Raw genomic sequence first — 17,740 nt, forward strand, 5'->3', positions numbered from 1 at the left:
TTTGATGTTGGTTGAGCTTAAAAAGCAAACAATTAATGTCAAAATTACGATGTAAATTTTACTTGTTACCTTACTTAAAGGATGGGAATAAAATGGATCAGTTACTATCACCAGACATGGATTTAAATTCCGCCGATACAGATCAACGGATCCATGATCTCTCAGGACAAAAGCAAAGTGGTCTTGCCTGGGTTAAGGCGAATGTTAAGGAAATTAATGCCTGGGTTGACCGCGATGGGTTTGCGCTGTTGCGTGGCCTCAACATTGTTAGCACCAACCAGTTCAGCACCATTTTGGAAACGATTTTTGGTGAACCGCTCAGTCAATATATTTATCGCTCTTCGCCTCGTACTGCACTTCGCAACAACATCTATACCACCACGGAATATCACGCCGACCAGGTGATCCTGCAACACAATGAAAATGCCTACTCCAATTGCTGGCCAATGCGGATGGGCTTTTTCTGCGTTGTTCCCGCTAAAACGGGGGGCGATACCCCGCTTGCAGATAGTCGGGAAGTATACAAGCGACTGCCTGATGACCTCAAAGCGCGGTTTGAAGAGCGCGGCATTATGTATGTACGCAATTACGGTGACATAGATTTGCCCTGGCAGGAAGTGTTTCAGACCAGTGATCGGGATGAAGTAGAAGCGTATTGCTGGAAAAACGACATTCAGTGCGAGTGGTTTGACGATGGCAGGTTACAGACCAGACAGTTCAGACCTGCGGTTATGACACATCCGAAAACCGGCGAAAAGGTTTGGTTTAACCAGGCGCATTTATTCCATTGCTCTGCAGTAGACAATGAAATGCCCGACAGCATCGGAAGCGATTACTTGCCTCGCAACGCCTATTACGGTGACGGTAGTGAGATTGCCAGAGAAGACATTGATGTCATCAATGATGTCTACCGTTCGCTCACTTTTTCTTACCCCTGGCAGCGCAACGACATTTTGCTGCTAGACAACATGCTATTCACTCATGGCCGTCAGGCTTATACAGGTACTCGCAAGGTACTGGTGGGAATGGCAAAAGCGGCGTGTTAATGAGCGCCAACTGGGGTTTGTTAGTGGTGATGTGGTTGGCAAACAAAGTGGTCAAAATTGAGGAATCCATACAATGAACTGGTTATACCCTTCAAGACTCAAGATCATGGTGATGTGTTTGATCAGCCTGATCCTGGCATCATGTCTGCAAAACAAAAGTTCGGCAAAAGACACGACTATCACGGCATCGCAACTGGAAATGATAGATGTTTCCGTTAAGCAGTATTGCGACGCTATGGTGTTTTTCGGGACTATCTATATTACTTCCGTGGACAAAGTGGTTTATGAGTACCATTGTGGCCCGCAAAACATACAGTACAACGCGGATAACACGGTTAAGTCTAAGTACCGCATTGGCTCAAACACCAAAGCATTTGCCGCTGCTATCCTGATGCGCATGTTAGAGGGTAAGGACCTCAGAGTCGAAACTGTTGGTGACTATCTGCCTTGGTATCCTAAAAACCAGTGCGCAGACGTAACCTTGCATAACTTGCTGGCGATGTCGTCGGGGATCCCTAACTACAGTGACAACGAAGAAGTGTATAACAACTGGGGCTGGCGTCCTTACTTGTATGACGAAACGCTCAACCTGAATGGTCCGGAAGGGTTTGGTAACCGCTTTTGTACATGTGATGAGCAAGGGGGGCAGCCTTCTTTTACCCAGGGAAGCAAATACGAATACAGTAACTGTAACTACTATCTGGTTGGCAACATCATTGAGCAGCTAGCAGCGGGTACACAAGGGGATATCGACCGCAGTTTCTGGTTCAGTAACATCCTAAAAGAACAGATCCTGGATCCGCTGGATATGAGTGACAGTGGCTCGTTTAGTGCCATTGGCATTTATTCTGATATGACAACAGGTTATATCTACAAAGACAACCAATACCTGCCACTGGCCAACGGCCGTCCGCCAGCAACCGGTGGCCCGGCACCCTATCAGGATATCCTAGTTAATCCATACAGTAACCCTTTGGTGCTGTACTCGGCCGGTGATATGTACTCCACCGTTGAAGATATGCACAAGTGGGATCAGGGTTTATATACCAACAAAATCCTTAATGAAGCGCAGAAGTTGGCTGCATTCGCGCCTTATTCAAATACCGGCAGCTCAAGCTCGTGTGAATACTACGGATATGGTTGGTTTGTCACCTATATCGACCCCAATCAGTACGGCAAAGTCGCAGACTGTCCCGATGACCCCAGCGAAACAAACCTCAGAAAGTACGAGAAATTTTTACAATATTCGGGCAGTTATCCTTACTCATGGGTGACCAGCTTTAATCGCCTGCTGGAGCGGGATCAGAACGTGATGGTGTTCAGCAACTATGTGAAAACCGGCACTGAGTCGGACTGTATCGCAGAAGAAATTCGCAACATTATTTTCTATAGCGACAAGCACCGCACCGAGGCATGTCAGACAGTATTGGATGAAGCGTAAAAGTGCGGGCAACACAGGTGTTTATCGGTTCAAGGCTGGGGTGGCAAACCAGCCACCCCGTAACAACACCTTTGTCACCCTTCAACAACTCCGTTGTCATCCCGCACTTGATGCGGGATCTACTTACAGACAACACGGTTGTTGGGTAGTTAGCGGTACGAGTGAAGAATTTGTGGTTCCCGGCTCGTTGGCCGGGATGACGGGGTTTGGAGTGTAAACAACAACTGCGTTGTCATCCCGCACTTGATGCGGGATCTACTGACAGACAGCACGGTTGTTGGGTAGTTAGTGGTACGAGTGAAGAATTTATGGTTCCCGGCTCGTTGGCCGGGATGACGGGGATTGGAGTGTTAACAACAACTGCGTTGTCATCCCGCACTTGATGCGGGATCTACTCACAGACAACACGGTTGTTGGGTAGTTAGTGGTACGAGTGAAGAATTTATGGTTCCCGGATCGTTGGCCGGGATGACGGATTTAGGGCTATTAGCAACAACTGCGTTGTCATCCCGCACTTGATGCGGGATCTACTGACAGACAGCACGGTTGTTGGGTAGTTAGTGGTACGAGTGAAGAATTTATGGTTCCCGGCTTGTTGACCGGGATGACGGGGTTTGGAGTGTAAACAACAACTGCGTTGTCATCCCGCACTTGATGCGGGATCTACCGACAGACAACACGGTTGTTGGGTAGTTAGCGGTACGAGTGAAGAATTTGTGGTTCCCGGCTCGTTGGCCGGGATGACGGGGTTGGAGTATAGGCGTGTGCCCAAAATCAGGATGACGGGCTCTGATGCTGGTTTGTAGGGACATACTGCTATCCGACAACAACTGCGTTGTCATCCCGCACTTGATGCGGGATCTACTGACAGACAACATGGTTGTTGGATAGTTGGCGGTACGAGTGAAGAATGAATGGTCCCCGGCTCGTTGGCCGGGATGACGGGGTTTGGAGTGTAAACAACAACTGCGTTGTCATCCCGCACTTGATGCGGGATCTACTCACAGACAACACGGTTGTTGGGTAGTTAGTGGTACGAGTGAAGAATTTATGGTTCCCGGCTTGTTGGCCGGGATGACGGGCTCTGATGCTGGTGTGTTTGGGCATTGCGTCATTTGGCAGCAACGAGTCTGGTAGAAATAAAAAATATACTCGCGGTGAGTTTAGGCGTTGTAACGGCTTATCCACTGCATTTTTAAGCATTTACTTGCTGTGTTTTAGGACATGGAAAGTGAAAAAGGGCAAGTTAGGGTCTAGGCTTTACCTGACTTGGTGGGTTTAACAACTGTTTATGCCAACTGAGTTTTAAACGACGTTGGTACAATTCCAATCATAGAGGAAAAAACATGACAGCGACAAAAACAGCGAAGGATGACAAGGCAACAACTGCTGCTGAAGCTGCTGCAAAGCAGGATACAGTCAGTGTTGAAGCTGAGAATCGCGAAGCCGTAGCGCGCATTATTGTCGATAAGTACACCAAATGGTCTTTCGGTACCGGTCTTATTCCAGTACCTGCGATTGATTTGGTGGCGTTAACTGGGGTGCAAATCAAGATGATCAGTGAGATCGCCAAGGTTTACGGCCAGTCATACAGCGACAATAAAATCCGCGGAACGGTTAGTGCGGTGATTGGCGGCTCATTCCCACAATCTTTGGGCGGTGCTGGACTGAGTAGTTTCTTAAAGTCAGTACCAATCATTGGCACGCTTAGCGCAATCGCATTTATGCCTGTGGTTTCTGCTGCTTCTACAAATGCAGTCGGTTCCACATTTATTCGACACTTTGAAAATGGCGGTACTTTGCTAGATCTGAATCTGGCAAGTATTAAGGGAGACATCTCTGAAATTGCAGCAAAGTATCGTAAAGATAAAGGCAACAGCACTCAAGAGAATCAAGCTGCAGTGTAGTTGAGACGCTAAATCTTAAATAAACCAGCAGTTTACTGTTGGTTTATTTTCGTTTGTTAAATCGAACTGTAAAGCAGTTCAAAGGAGCAAAAAATGTTAGTTACTTTGTATCTGGTGTTGTGTGTACTTTCGGGCTACTGGGGACGTAACACGTTTGCAGGTCCGGTGGGCTTCTTTTTAATTGGCCTGTTCTTCACGCCCTTAGTCAGTTTGCTAGTGCTGCTACTGGCGCAATCACGCCTGGCAGAACCGAAAGAAGTAGAGGAAGAATAGTAGAAAACAATCGCATTGCCAGCAGTCATTGCTTGATTGTGATTGAAAAACAGGCAAGCTAAAAAACAGAGGAAGCAGATCCTCAAGATAAGATAACAAGGATTGCAGTTTTTGCTGCGTCGTAGCGCTCAGTATTCTGACCAATGGCGGACTTTCAGGCCATTGGTAACACAATGAAAAGACAATAAAAATGGTATTATACGATTTAATAAGTCGAAACATTAAAATTAAGAAAAGGACCTTTGTATTACTCGGTTGTATCTCTGGCCTGGCGAATGCACTGGTGCTTGCTCTCATCAACAACGTGGCAGAAAATATTTCTGATATCCACAAAGAAAACTTTATCTTTTACTACCTGATCCTGTTCACGCTGACAGTCTTGATCTACGGGTTGACGCAACAAAGAGTTATGACCAAAGCTGCAAAAATGGTAGAAAAAGCCATCGACAAGTTACGGGTCGAGCTATTTGAATCTGTAAGGCATACCGAGCTATCAACTCTGGAGAAAATTGGTAAAGAACGTATCTTTAACACCCTGAGTAAAGAATTGCAGACCATTTCTCACTCTGCGCAGCTGTTTGTGATCATCGGCCAGTCAATAAGCTTGGTGTTTTTTACATCTTTATATATTGCTTATCATTCAGTTGCAGCATTCCTGGTACTTGGCGTACTGATTACCATGGGCGGTTTTATTCACCGTTTCAGATCTGATGAGATTCAGCGCAACATGCAACAAGCGTTTCAGAGTGAAAACCAGCTTATTCAGCGCCTGTCAGACCTGCTTGACGGTTTTAAGGAAGTAAAACTGAGCACACCAAGAGCAGAAGATCTGGAGCATGAGTTTGCTATGTCCTCGGGCAAAGCCCGACGCGCGCAAACCGTCACCAAAACCTTATTTGCTACCGACTTTGTGCTATCACAAATTACTTTTTTTGCCGCGACCGGTGCGATGGTGTTCTTTGTTCCTGTGTTATCCGATGTTTATCCGGAAGTGGTGATAAAAGTCACCACCGCATCGCTGTTTTTAATCGGCCCGATCACCAGTATTGTGGGCGGTATTCCAATCTTCACCACAGCAACGGAGGCGGCACAAAACGTGCTGGCGCTCGAGGCCGACCTCAAGCAGGAGCAGGCTGAATCCGTAGCACGGCGCAATCATCAGGTAACCCAAATTGACAGTTTCGATGAACTGCGCCTGGAAGGCGCTTATTATCAGCACAACCGCAAGCCTGGTGACAGGCCCTTCTTTGTTGGGCCTGTTGATTTGACGGTGAAAAAGGGTCAAATCACCTTTATCACTGGCGGAAACGGTAGCGGTAAAACCACATTTATTCGTATGCTGACCGGTTTATATGAACTTCAGGCCGGGCAGATATTCCTTGATGGACAGGCAATCAGCGACGCTGAACGAGCAAGTTTCCGCAGCATATTCACATCGGTGTTTGCGGATTTTCACCTGTTCAAACAACTATATGGTATTCGCGCAACCTCTCAGGAGGAAATTGACGAGTGGCTGGCCTTTTTAGAGATGAACACCAAGGTCAGTGTTGTGGACGGTGAGTTTAGTACCATAGAGCTTTCTTCCGGGCAAAGAAAACGCCTGGCGTTACTGAGCACCATATTGGAAAACCGGCCCATCTATATTTTTGATGAGTGGGCGGCGGATCAGGACCCGATATTCAGAAAGAAATTCTACGAACAAGTGCTGCCCAGATTAAAGGCTCGGGGCAATACGGTAATAGCAATTACGCATGACGACGCCTATTTCCATCTGGCGGACGTACATTTGAAGATGGTAGAAGGACAACTAATGGAACATCATGAAGTAAACACTGATGGAGTGCCGTCATGAATATAATTTTACCGCCCGATTTGATGTTGATGGCACTGGCGGGTATTTGCCTGCTGATCCTTATCGCCAACCTGGTAATGCGAGGCCTCAGGCGCTACAAACCCAGCTGGCGTAAACGTATATTATCCTGGCGTTTCAGAGCCGGCCTGACTTTACTGATCTGCTTGTTCTTAATTGTGGCACTGGTGCCTTTCATTTTTGTTAGGGTAGATTCGGGTGAGGTGGCTGTATTGTGGAAACGCTTCGGTGGAGGTACTTATCTTGATCAGCACTTTAGTGAAGGTACCGTGCTTGTCATGCCCTGGGACAAGTTGATTATCTATAACGGGCGATTTCAGACCGCACACGAGAACATTGATGCGATTACCAATGAAGGATTGAGGATCACATTAAATGTTACCGTGAGGTATCGGCCTGTTATCAACCATGTTCCCTATCTGCATCAACTTGTGGGGCCAAAATATCTTGAAGAAATGGTCTTGCCTGAAGTGGCATCAGCAGTACGTATGATAGTTTCACGTTATCGTGCTGAGCAAGTGTACAGTCATCAGCGGATCCAAGTACAAAAAGAGCTACTTCAGGAAGTATTACACGAACTGCATCTTCAGGAAGAAACCATTTTAGAACAGAGCGGAAAACTCAAAGACGGCCACACTTTAGTCAATCTGGACGATATGCTGATAAAAAGAGTGGATGTGCCGGATAAAGTGCATGAAGCCATCATCTCTAAAGTCAACCAAAGCTATCTGAACGAAGAATATGCGATGCGTCTGGAAGTTGCGAAGAAAGAAGCGCTGAGAAAGAAAACCGAAGCGCAGGGGATCGCAGACTTTCAGGAAACTGTTGCTGGTGGTATTTCAGAAACCTACCTGAGGTGGCGAGGCATTGAAGCCACGATTGAATTGGCGAAGTCAAACAACAGTAAAGTTGTGGTTATTGGCAGCGGAAAAGATGGTTTACCCTTGATCCTTAATACCGAAAGCAGCCTAAGTGGGCCTACCCCGACGTTGGGACAAGATACGTCGACATTAGTGACGGCTGGGGAGACATCATTGCCCCAGAGCGAACACACAAAAAGTATCATTAAGCCCGGGGAGCCGATGAGTTCGCACCATATGAGCTCGGCAAAATCAGGTGAGCCAATGCATAAATAACATCAGTGTCAGAGTTTAATCTGTACACAGAGCATTATCACAATGCATTGGGGCAACAACGAAGCTGAGTGATTCTCTATCAACTAAATGAACAATATTGATTAAAAAACAGATGTTTATAAAATTTTGTTACATTAAATTAGAGTGTTTTGATGTTGACGGGCAATGGGGGTTACGTTACTTTGTTTCTGAGCTTACTGACAAGCTCGTCAATAAAAGGAAATTAAGAAAATGAAATTGACATTAAAAAAATCAAAAATGAAAAACTTATCACAAAGCTCTAAGCTGCAAATGAATGCAACTCCAGCTGTTGCTGGTGGCGGTATCATTGATAATACACCTACACGTTACCTTGAAGGCTGCGATCGTCACTCTTTTGACTGGCAGTACTCTTGTGGTCTGGGTGACGGTTGTAACGACGTACCTCGTTAATAATCAATAGTCTGGCGCAGTTATAACTGTGCCTTGATGCGTAAAGCGCCTTGTCAGTTTGACGAGGCGTTTTTAGTTTTGGGGTCTGCTACAACATTGGTCACCACTACTCAATTGTTCTTTACTTCTGCATACTGAACGACAGTTCAGCTCCAGCCCGCGTTTTTACTTCTGCCAGATTGATATATCACACCTGAGACAAGGATAGGTTGCTCATGGTGAGTTAGTGAGTTTATTTACGCCGTAATAAAGCTGCCTATTTATCGGGAAGTTAAAGCGTATTTTTTCGAGTAAAAATGTACGTGGCGAAGTGGTTGTAAAGGGGCTTTACAACATAAAAAAGCGCCTGGACGACGCTTAGATTATAAAGAAAGTAATGATTAACTAGTTTACACCCCGACAAGTCCATCCCATCCCACAGGTATTTGCATACCAGTCAGTAAAGAATGGGCAGCCTCTGTCAAAGCGAGTTTCAATATCAGTGGTAGGGCGGGGGCCGCCACCTGCGATCATGGGAGTAGCCTTGTGATCCACTGATTGCGTTGAAGAAAGGTTCTTTATCTTAGTTTTCTGTAGTTTTAGTTTCATATTACGAGTCCTTGATAAGTGGTGGTTGAAAATTAACCTTATCAAGTGTTTTTGTCAACAATATATTGTATATTATTTGGTTGGTTTTAGCTGATGTTAAGTATATGAGTTAGTCCAGAGAGGTAGAACCAGGTCGAGACTATCCAGGCCAACTAAAACATGTTGGTCTGCTACACGGAAAAAGCCAAAGTTAGATCTAGGGGTTGTGCAATAGAGTGGGAGTTAAACTTGTCAAAAGGCACACAAGATGTGCCTTCGCTGATGCCTGTGTTTAAAGTGGCATGTTACAGGTGTATACCTGAACATAAGTGTGCCACGGGCAACCTTTGTTTACTTTTGTTGGCGGGAATGCGATATCACCATCACCGGCAACTTGGGGTGTTTGTTCTAAACCGACGCTTTTACTGCTAGATAAGTTTTTGAATTTCTTTTTATTTAAACTTAACTTCATTTTTATCTCCTTATGATAGGTTTGGCAGTGTGCCATTTGTATTTATGTCACATTTAAGGGTAGTTGTAAATTTATTGTGTTTTTTTATGAGGTTCGAACTGGCTTATTATTTTATTCGCAGAGAGGTTTCTTGCCGGGGGTTGCCATCCGGAATACGGAGAAACACCAGGGCGCTCAGAGCACCCTGGCTGTAATTGCTTTAACGCGGGTTACACGTGTTCAATGGATAATAAGAGAAATAGGGACAACCTTGCTGTACTCTGGTGGGAGGGATAGCACTGGCGCCACCTGCAATCATCGGCGTTTGCTCTTCGGCCACGGTCTTTTTGTCACATAAGTTTTTGAGGTTCTTTTTGCTTAGATGTAATTTCATATATATTTCCTTTTTTACATGTTGATAGTCGTGGTTATTTTTTGCACACAATGTTGCTGGTGTAAATTGAAAGAATTTAATGTGCCATTATCAGGGATCTCTGAATCTGCTCCAAAGTAAAGTGCAAGTTGGTTGTGGCTGTTTGTGATGTAATTTTACCCGGTGAGTACGGCCTTAGCCTGGGCCTGGCATAAGGATTTCACGCATCCATATTTTATTCTTATTTATTGGGTAACCTTTCGGGACGGTCTAAGGGATTTACTGTCTGCTTATTATTCGGGCTTTTGTTGTTTGGTAACTACTTTAGTGAGGTGGCTCCGGGTTATTCCAATGTGGCCCACTCCACGCGTTAATTATCAGATGGCTGGGTACTGATGTTTGTTATCAGTTTGTATTGACGGATGAAATATGTAATTAGCTACAGTCTCTGATCAGGGTAGCCTGAAAAGGTGGTCAGAGTGAAACGACTGTAATGAGAGTACTTGTATTAAGGCACACTGGAGGTGCCTTTTCTTAGCAACTCAAAAAGGCATGCCTCATTCTGAGACGTTGCGTTTTTATTGCTTAATCAGCCTGACCCCAATAGCGTAGGTTTTCAGAAACGCACCCGCAGGGTACAAATACTCTTTTGCCTTGGCGACGACTTTGGAGCTGTCACCAAATTTTTTGGGCATGATGCTATATAGCAGAACTTTTGGCTCTGACTCTTTGTTCCTATTGGCACTTAACTTTGCGCCAACCCCGGTTAGAATATAATCATTCTCCATAAATACTTCAGATTCGATTCTGGAACTACTTAACTTATTGACCGCACTCACTCGGTGAATGGTATCAACATACCCCAGATTGTGGCCCAACTGTGCGCTTGCAAGATCCTTTCGAATACCGACAACACAGCTGGTAAGCTCAGGGCTGTTGATATCGCTTGCTTTCTTACTGGCCGCTATCCACTGATCCCACCTTCCAGGTGCGGAAGCATACACAGGAGCACTTCCACGCTCGGCATTTTGGGTAGCCTTTGCACCTCCGCTTATCATAAGGTAGCCATTGTCGGGAATAGTGGCAGATGAGGCCACGTCTGCACTGTCATTTTGCACCTCATTTTTGCACCAGGATTTAACAATGCTGTGTTTGCGCATATCGCTGCGAGAGATACCCTCTATCTTAATACCAATAGCATAAGCTGTTAGTGCATGATCCGCTGAGCTTTTATCAGCTAGCGTAGATACAATCCATGATTGCTGTGTTTCTATATCTGGATATGAGGCCGCAATCAACGCTGAATTATTAACCTTTAAGTCAACACCACCACCTACGACTACCCAGTCATGTGGAATCGTGAGCCTGGTAGTGTGATTGCTGTTGTTACTATCCAGTGTGTATTTCCATACTTGCATGTGAATGCGCCCGGAGCCATCTACGTCACTATAAACTGGGGTCGCAGCATGTATATGTGTGCTTGCCACAAGTAATGCACCAGAGATTATGAGGAATTTGTAATTCATTTTATACGCTCCATTTTCACAGGTTGTCCTTGTTATAACGAGGTTTTTCTAATTCAATCCACTACCTATGTGTGGGGTTGTAGGCCAATGGCTATTGGCAATTTTTGCTGCCTCCCTGTTCAGGGAGTGGTGTGTAAGGCATGTAACGAGTAGCCTGTATACGAAACACGAAGGCGCTGTTTCCTGACATTCGTGCGGCTTTGTAATCAGTATTCAGGTAAATAAACCATCAGTGAGAAGCCATTCCCTGAGCGCTCACTCCGGGCTGGCCTCGTTAGGGGATAAGCAGGCTTTGTTTTGCTTTTAATACTGCTTCTGTTCTGTTTGCTGCGCCGAGTTGAATGAGGATCTGGCTTACGAGTTCTTTGACTCTATCCTTTGAGACCTGCATCAGCTCAGATATTTCCGGGTTTGTCATGCCCTTTGCCATATACAGTAAACACTCGCTGCTTTTTGGCGTCAGTGATGGGCGCATAAACAAATAGTCCGGGCACTCGTTGATTATTCTCGGTACCAGGGTGAGGGTGATATCACTCAATAGTGTGCCATGTTGTTTATAAAGGAACTTTATCTTTTCTGCGCTCTGGTTTGAAAAGTAATTCACAAACACAATGGCACTGTTGTAATGAACGGGTATGACAATACCGCCGTTAATACTTTCTTGTTGCAGGAGGTTGCCCAGACTTTGCGGGCCCAGAGTTGCGCGATGATAGTCGTCGGTGCACCAGTATCTGGGAGCCAGTGTATGCTGGCAGTACTGCACTAATTCGTCAGAGAAGCAGTGACCCTCAGTAAAATAAGTGTGCAAAAATTGCTCTGAGCAGGTTGAAAGGTATCTGAAAGTCGGCTCTGTACCATTCACACCTACGATAAGAAATCGGTCCATGCCCAGTGGTTCTGAGAATCTGCTTAATGCGCTTGTAATGGCTGTTTCCGGATAAAGTGCAAATGCGTCTGGATGCTCGATCCTGTTACCTGAGTAGTCCATATAAACTCCTGTGTGCTTTTTGTTGTCTTACAGATTCGTTTTTGGGTCTGCATCGTTAAATTAGAGAGTTTTGTGGTTTATCCGTTATAAAAAAAGCGACACCTGATACTGAAAAAGCGACATGTAAAATTATTAGCATATAAATCATATTGTTGCTTCGATCTTGGTTTTAACTCTCACTATGCGACCTGGTTGATTGTTGTGCAAATTGAAAGTGGAAGGATTGAAAATACTGAATGTATTGTCAATTTTTTAACATTTAGGTTGACTGTACCTGTTAAAGGTTATAGAAAGTAACTACGCATTTTACAGTAAGGACGTAAGGGCAATAATGCTAAAATGGACCTTGGCAATTATCTTATTCTTTATCATTCAGTGTCATGTACAGGCGCGCGAGGTTGCCGAGCTCAGGTTGCATCTTCAATCCATCGACAAACTCGATATGGTCACCATTATTAACTCTGTTTCACAAGACAGTCAGGGTTATTTGTGGATCAGTGGTACGTCTGGTGTATTGAGGTTTGATGGTTATCAGTCCATATTCTACCCGCACCCGTTAGCAAGAGAAGTCGTTGAAGACGCTCAGGGACGCAGGTGGTTGCTGACAGACCATGGTTTGTATTTGCATAATGACCAGCAGGACAGTTTTACGTCCTATATGGACTCGCTTCGTCAACAGGCTCCACAGGGCACAAATCTTTTTAAGAACAGCATTTTATCTGTCCGTACTATGGATAACGACGCCTTCAGGCCAGCTGCCTTATATCAGGATAGCCAAGATATGTTTTGGCTTGTGGGTGATGATGGTCAGTTAGTTCATTTTTCTGCCGATGAGGATATCTATCAGTTATATGACCTCGACAGCTCAGGGGTCAAGCACAACTTTCGATATGGGGTCGCATTGTATAAAGATGCCCCTTTGTTTATCTCTAAACTTGGCGAAGTATTTTGGTTTGAAAAATCCACCGGCACTTTTATTAGATTGTGGCAAAACAGTATCCTTGCCGATACCCGAATTGTAACGACCGGACCTGAAGACACCTTATATGTGGTGTCTGAGCAAGGTTTTTTCAGGCTCGAACAGCTTGATTCAGGGCAGCCTTTGCTTACCCATTTAAGTGATATTGATCATCATGCGGTTACTTCTGTGCATTCAGGCGGCCAAGCAGTTTATGTGGGAACTGCCTCTGAGCTCCTTGTATTAGATTCCAATGACAGAGTAAGTCGAGTCAGCAGGTACCATACCAACGCCCGTTCGCAGCAAATATTTCTGATACGTAGTGTATTTGACGATCAGGGAACGGTCTGGCTCGCATGCAGCCACTCCATATTTGAGGTCGAGCTTATACAGCCTGAGCATGCCAGTGGTTCAGCTAACACAATTTCTGTCGTGACCCAAAAGCCTAATATTGACGGCTTGCAGTTTGATGAAAACGATAACCTCTGGTTTGTAAGCCTGAACCGAGTATACGTGCAGTATAAAGGCCATGCAGAGCCAGAGCCCGTATATTTGGACCCGGCTCAGCCGGAGCGCGATTTTTACACTGTTTATGCCGGGCGAGATGGGACACTGTGGTTTGGTGCATCATCAGCCCTATATCGGCTTGATAAGGAGGCATCCTCTGCAACCAGGGTCAATGTGCCACCCTCAAACTCAGGTATTGAACTTACGATCAGAGACATGGAGCAATCGAATAACGGTCATTTATGGTTACTGACCTATCAGGGAGTTATAGAATATGATCCACAAACTGGCCGGCGGGTATCCTTTTTACCCGGGAATTTTAAAAACCTGAAAAAAGGCAGTAACGATACTGTCTTGGCGTGCGGTTTTGAGACATACATTTTGGGCCGGGGCGAACCGGAAAGGGTGCAATTCCAGATATCGAAAAGCAGTAAGGAACTGGTTGTTTATGACGCTGACATCGATCCAAAAGGACGATTCTGGGCGGCAACCTCTTATGGATTGTTACTTCATGACTTGAAAACCAAACAATCACAGCAGTTTGATGTCAATGGCGTTTATCCCAACGTCGCATTTGGTTTTGTATATCGGGTTAGTACAGGGCATATCTGGGTGTCTGATATGACTAATCTGTATAAACTCTCGCCAGATACCATGCAAGTGGTATTTTCAATGCCAGTTAAGCACATGAATATTGGCGCAAAAACTTATGACAGTGTAGATGAATCGAGCTCTGGAGTTTTGTACCTGGGTGGAATAAGCGGGATTGCTGCCTTATCAAAAGTACAAGCCAAGGAGCCATATGGAGTACATATAAGCAGAGTCTATGTGCAAGGGGAGCGCTATGCTGTGTACCAGGATCCCCAGCATTCGGTGAACGCGATTATGCCCGGCAGATGGTTTAATAGTGCACAGCGAAACTTTAAGTTTGAGTTCGTCAATATCAAACGCGACCGGGACGTGGACGTTTATTATCAATACCGTTTGCTGGGCTTTGATACAAACTGGACGGAGGCAGAACAAACCCAGCGAAGCGCTACTTATACCAACTTGTCACCGGGCAGGTACGAGTTTGTGATTAGAAGTCGGGCGATTTCGAGTGACTGGACTGAATCGCGCTTTGAGTTTGAGGTTGCAACCCCCTGGTATTTAACCGGCTGGGCTTTCACACTTTATGTTTTTGGCGCTGTTGTTTTGATTGGACTAATCCTATTCGCCAGAACACATCAGCTAAAGCGACGCAATCTGCATCTGGAAGAACTCGTGCTGTCGCGCACCGAAGAAATAGAGCAAAAGCGTGCTCAAATCGCCAGTTTAATGGAAAGTAAAAATGTGTTTTTTGGTAATGTATCTCATGAACTGAGAACACCTCTGGCAGTGATCATGCTGCCAATTAAAAGTATGTTGAAGCAGGCAAATAATGACGGTAACAGCAAATGGCATACAGCGTATTCACAGGCTTTGAGGCTGGAAAAGCTCATCGACAACCTGATCCGCTATGCCAGAAAAGACGATGTCTCTCCTTTTGAGAATCATCACTTTACTGCCAAAGAGGTATTACTAAAACAGGCTCATGCGTTTGAGCTGCTCGCCAGTGAAAAACAGATCCGTTATGAAGTAACTCATACTCTGGATGCACAGGAAGTGTTGCTTAATGAGGCGGACTTTGAACAGATAATCACAAACCTTTTGTCTAACGCCGTGAAATATACTCCTGTAAAAGGCGAGATTATTGTGGAAGCGAATCAACGTGGTGGCTTTCTGCAATTGATGTTTAGTAACTCCGGGCCCGGTATTTGTAAATCTTTACAGGCACACGTGTTTAAACGGTATGTGCGTGGAGAGCACAGTGAAATAGGCGGGCAGGGGATTGGCCTGTCTGTGGTGCATCAGCTCATCAGCGACTGTGGAGGAGAAATAGTGCTGAGCAGCGAGCCCGGAGAGGGATGTCGGTTTACCCTGACAATCCCGCTTTACTGTGAAGCGTCAGCGCAAGATATAGGTAGCAGAGTACACACAGAAGCCATAGCAAAAGCAAAGGCTAAGTCCCAGGTGACTGACAAACCTGGACCCAACGCCCAAGTGTTAATTGTAGAGGATAACCCCCAGTTAAGAATGATGCTTCAGCAGACTTTGTCTGAATGGTTTGATTGCTCAGTTGCCTGTGATGGAGAGCAAGGCCTGTCACAAGCAAAATCCGAGTTACCCGACCTTATTATCAGCGATGTGATGATGCCAAAAATGTCGGGACTGGAAATGCTGCGAGAACTCAAGCAGGATGATACAACGAGCCATATCCCCGTGATATTACTGACAGCAAAAGAGGACGACGACAGTCGTATTTTGGGGTTTGAGGCAGAAGCCGATGATTACATGGGTAAACCCTGCGATCTTGATGTACTAAGACATAGGGTGGAAAACTTGATTAAAGGGCGCAAGAAACTGGCGCGGCTACTCGCAGATCAGATCCTACACAGCCCCCCGCAGGCTGATGTGCTCAGCACGACAAAGCGGCTCCCCTTTATTGATAAAATTCAACAAGTGATTGCGCAAAACTATCAGGATCCCAAGTTTGATACTGAGTGCATGGCCAGTCACGTGTTTTTGAGTGTGCGACAGCTGCAACGCAAAACCCGAAATCTGACAGGGCTATCGCCAAATGCTTTGCTCAGGCAGTATCGCTTAGAGCAAGCACGCATCCAGTTGCAAGCGGGCGGTTTGGTGGCTGATGTTGCTTATCAGGTTGGGTTTTCATCCCCTGCTTATTTCAGTAGTTGCTTTAAAGCAGAGTTTAATATTTCGCCTCAACACTATGCAAAGCAGTGTGAGCCTGAATCACAGTGACAAAAACATACAAGGCACGGAGAACGTGCCTTGTATGTTTTTTCTTGGTACAAATCCTGATCAGTCTGAGTAGTAGGTTCGATTAGTTGTTTTCACAAGTCACTACATTTGACCCAGTTGCACATGGCTTGCTATGACTGCCAACGCCTGCAAACACTCCTCCCTGTACCAGAGGTGTTAGCTGTGCCTGCATAGCGTGATTTGCAGACAGATTTTTCACTTTTTTTGTTTTTAGAGTAAGTTTCATAATGGTCTCCGTTTTGTTATGTCACCGTGGGTCACTTTTACACTTCCTGAGTCGCTTGTAAATGGCTATGTCACTAAAATAAGTACTTGATCCTCCCCCCATCTGGGGAGTGTTTTTTTATTACAAAATATGCTGGCTACGAATGGTAATGGCAGTATAAATTAGCTTCGCCAGGCCAGCTGAAAATGACAGCTGTGCTATTTGCAAAGAACTTTGTATATCTTGTCATTTTGGCCAACGAGCCGGGATCTACTAACCGGCACCACCGTAAGCCTGCGCTATTCATATCAGCCAAACGCCCACACAGTCATCCCGGCCAGCGAGCCGGGATCTACTAACAAACGGCTCCGTAAGCCTGCGACATTCATATCAGCCAAATGCTCACACGGTCATCCCGGCCAACGAGCCGGGATCTACTAACCGGCACCACCATAAGCCTTCGACATTCATATCAGCCAAATGCCCACACGGTCATCCCGGCCAGCGAGCCGGGATCTACTAACCGGCACCACCGTAAGCCTGCGACATTCATATCAGCCAAATGCTCACACGGTCATCCCGGCCAACGAGCCGGGATCTACTAACCGGCACCACCGTAAGTCTGCGCTATTCATATCAGCCAAACGCCCACACAGTCATCCCGGCCAGCGAGCCGGGATCTACTAACAATCGACTCCGTAAGCCTGCGACATTCATATCAGCCAAATGCTCACACGGTCATCCCGGCCAACGAGCCGGGATCTACTAACCGGTACCACCGTAAGCCTGCGCTATTCATATCAGCCAAACGCCCACACGGTCATCCCGGCCAACGAGCCGGTATCTACTAACAAACGGCTCCGTAAGCCTGCGACATTCATATCAGCCAAATGCCCACACGGTCATCCCGGCCAACGAGCCGGGATCTACTAACCGGCACCACCGTAAGCCTGCGACATTCATATCAGCCAAATGCCCTCACGGTCATCTCGGCCAACAAGCTGGGATCTACTAACAATCGACTCCGTAAGCCTGCGACATTCATATCAGCCATAACGCCCGCACGGTCATCCCGGTCAACGAGCCGGGATCTGCTTACAGACAGCTCCGTAAGCCTGCGACATTCATATCAGCCAAATGCCCACACGGTCATCCCGGCCAACGAGCCGGGATCTACTAACCGGCACCACCGTAA

The 17,740-nt window shown here is 45.9% G+C and carries 13 protein-coding genes; 8 read left to right on the forward strand and 5 right to left on the reverse strand.

The window, feature by feature from the left end:
* The first annotated feature begins 92 nt into the window (after positions 1 to 92).
* From ACXAH1_RS17480 to ACXAH1_RS17510, 7 genes are all read left to right on the forward strand, one after another.
* A complete protein-coding gene (locus tag ACXAH1_RS17480) occupies positions 93 to 1,046 on the forward strand; it encodes a TauD/TfdA family dioxygenase (RefSeq protein WP_475198442.1) in 954 nt (317 codons plus the stop codon).
* 73 nt (positions 1,047 to 1,119) lie between these two features.
* Positions 1,120 to 2,487 carry a serine hydrolase domain-containing protein gene (locus ACXAH1_RS17485; protein WP_475198444.1) on the forward strand — a complete coding sequence of 456 codons (1,368 nt, stop codon included), beginning with the start codon at positions 1,120 to 1,122 and terminating at the stop codon, positions 2,485 to 2,487.
* 1,346 nt (positions 2,488 to 3,833) lie between these two features.
* Positions 3,834 to 4,394, forward strand: a complete 561-nt coding sequence (locus tag ACXAH1_RS17490; protein ID WP_138543464.1) for a YcjF family protein — start codon at positions 3,834 to 3,836, stop codon at positions 4,392 to 4,394.
* A gap of 93 nt (positions 4,395 to 4,487) precedes the next feature.
* Positions 4,488 to 4,667, forward strand: a complete 180-nt coding sequence (locus ACXAH1_RS17495; RefSeq protein WP_253048279.1) for a hypothetical protein — start codon at positions 4,488 to 4,490, stop codon at positions 4,665 to 4,667.
* A 190-nt stretch (positions 4,668 to 4,857) separates the two neighbouring features.
* A complete protein-coding gene (locus ACXAH1_RS17500; protein ID WP_253048278.1) occupies positions 4,858 to 6,519 on the forward strand; it encodes a cyclic peptide export ABC transporter in 1,662 nt (553 codons plus the stop codon).
* Positions 6,516 to 7,673: a prohibitin family protein gene (locus ACXAH1_RS17505; RefSeq protein ID WP_475198446.1), complete on the forward strand. Its 1,158-nt coding sequence runs from the start codon at positions 6,516 to 6,518 to the stop codon at positions 7,671 to 7,673. Before ACXAH1_RS17500 ends, ACXAH1_RS17505 begins: the two co-directional genes overlap by 4 nt.
* A 231-nt stretch (positions 7,674 to 7,904) precedes the next feature.
* Positions 7,905 to 8,105 (forward strand): hypothetical protein, encoded by a 201-nt coding sequence (locus ACXAH1_RS17510; protein WP_253048275.1) that lies wholly within the window; start codon positions 7,905 to 7,907, stop codon positions 8,103 to 8,105.
* An 859-nt stretch (positions 8,106 to 8,964) separates the two neighbouring features.
* Here ACXAH1_RS17510 and ACXAH1_RS17515 read toward each other — a convergent pair.
* From ACXAH1_RS17515 to ACXAH1_RS17530, 4 genes are all read right to left on the reverse strand, one after another.
* Positions 8,965 to 9,144: a hypothetical protein gene (locus ACXAH1_RS17515; RefSeq protein ID WP_475198447.1), complete on the reverse strand. Its 180-nt coding sequence runs from the start codon at positions 9,142 to 9,144 to the stop codon at positions 8,965 to 8,967.
* Positions 9,145 to 9,343: 199 nt separating this feature from the next.
* Complete coding sequence (locus tag ACXAH1_RS17520) at positions 9,344 to 9,517, reverse strand: hypothetical protein (RefSeq protein WP_253048273.1); 174 nt, start codon at positions 9,515 to 9,517, stop codon at positions 9,344 to 9,346.
* A gap of 557 nt (positions 9,518 to 10,074) precedes the next feature.
* A complete protein-coding gene (locus ACXAH1_RS17525; protein ID WP_475198449.1) occupies positions 10,075 to 11,022 on the reverse strand; it encodes a hypothetical protein in 948 nt (315 codons plus the stop codon).
* Positions 11,023 to 11,296: 274 nt separating this feature from the next.
* Entirely contained in the window at positions 11,297 to 12,010 is a 714-nt protein-coding gene (locus tag ACXAH1_RS17530) for a response regulator transcription factor (protein ID WP_475198451.1), read from the reverse strand.
* Positions 12,011 to 12,341: 331 nt separating this feature from the next.
* Here ACXAH1_RS17530 and ACXAH1_RS17535 point away from each other — a divergent pair, with 331 nt between their 5' ends.
* Positions 12,342 to 16,319, forward strand: a complete 3,978-nt coding sequence (locus ACXAH1_RS17535; protein ID WP_475198453.1) for a hybrid sensor histidine kinase/response regulator transcription factor — start codon at positions 12,342 to 12,344, stop codon at positions 16,317 to 16,319.
* 82 nt (positions 16,320 to 16,401) lie between these two features.
* Here ACXAH1_RS17535 and ACXAH1_RS17540 read toward each other — a convergent pair whose 3' ends face one another.
* Complete coding sequence (locus ACXAH1_RS17540; protein ID WP_475198454.1) at positions 16,402 to 16,566, reverse strand: hypothetical protein; 165 nt, start codon at positions 16,564 to 16,566, stop codon at positions 16,402 to 16,404.
* Positions 16,567 to 17,740: the final 1,174 nt, after the last annotated feature.

Source organism: Pseudoalteromonas sp. AWH4_217 (assembly GCF_056161105.1).

Excerpts from the sequence above, each read along its gene's own strand:
- ACXAH1_RS17480 (WP_475198442.1), top strand. The coding sequence starts at position 93 with ATGGATCAGTTACTATCACCAGACATGGATTTAAATTCCGCCGATACA.
- ACXAH1_RS17485 (WP_475198444.1), top strand. The coding sequence starts at position 1,120 with ATGAACTGGTTATACCCTTCAAGACTCAAGATCATGGTGATGTGTTTG.
- ACXAH1_RS17490 (WP_138543464.1), top strand. The coding sequence starts at position 3,834 with ATGACAGCGACAAAAACAGCGAAGGATGACAAGGCAACAACTGCTGCT.
- ACXAH1_RS17495 (WP_253048279.1), top strand. The coding sequence starts at position 4,488 with ATGTTAGTTACTTTGTATCTGGTGTTGTGTGTACTTTCGGGCTACTGG.
- ACXAH1_RS17500 (WP_253048278.1), top strand. The coding sequence starts at position 4,858 with ATGGTATTATACGATTTAATAAGTCGAAACATTAAAATTAAGAAAAGG.
- ACXAH1_RS17505 (WP_475198446.1), top strand. The coding sequence starts at position 6,516 with ATGAATATAATTTTACCGCCCGATTTGATGTTGATGGCACTGGCGGGT.
- ACXAH1_RS17510 (WP_253048275.1), top strand. The coding sequence starts at position 7,905 with ATGAAATTGACATTAAAAAAATCAAAAATGAAAAACTTATCACAAAGC.
- ACXAH1_RS17515 (WP_475198447.1), bottom strand. The coding sequence starts at position 9,144 with ATGAAGTTAAGTTTAAATAAAAAGAAATTCAAAAACTTATCTAGCAGT.
- ACXAH1_RS17520 (WP_253048273.1), bottom strand. The coding sequence starts at position 9,517 with ATGAAATTACATCTAAGCAAAAAGAACCTCAAAAACTTATGTGACAAA.
- ACXAH1_RS17525 (WP_475198449.1), bottom strand. The coding sequence starts at position 11,022 with ATGAATTACAAATTCCTCATAATCTCTGGTGCATTACTTGTGGCAAGC.
- ACXAH1_RS17530 (WP_475198451.1), bottom strand. The coding sequence starts at position 12,010 with ATGGACTACTCAGGTAACAGGATCGAGCATCCAGACGCATTTGCACTT.
- ACXAH1_RS17535 (WP_475198453.1), top strand. The coding sequence starts at position 12,342 with ATGCTAAAATGGACCTTGGCAATTATCTTATTCTTTATCATTCAGTGT.
- ACXAH1_RS17540 (WP_475198454.1), bottom strand. The coding sequence starts at position 16,566 with ATGAAACTTACTCTAAAAACAAAAAAAGTGAAAAATCTGTCTGCAAAT.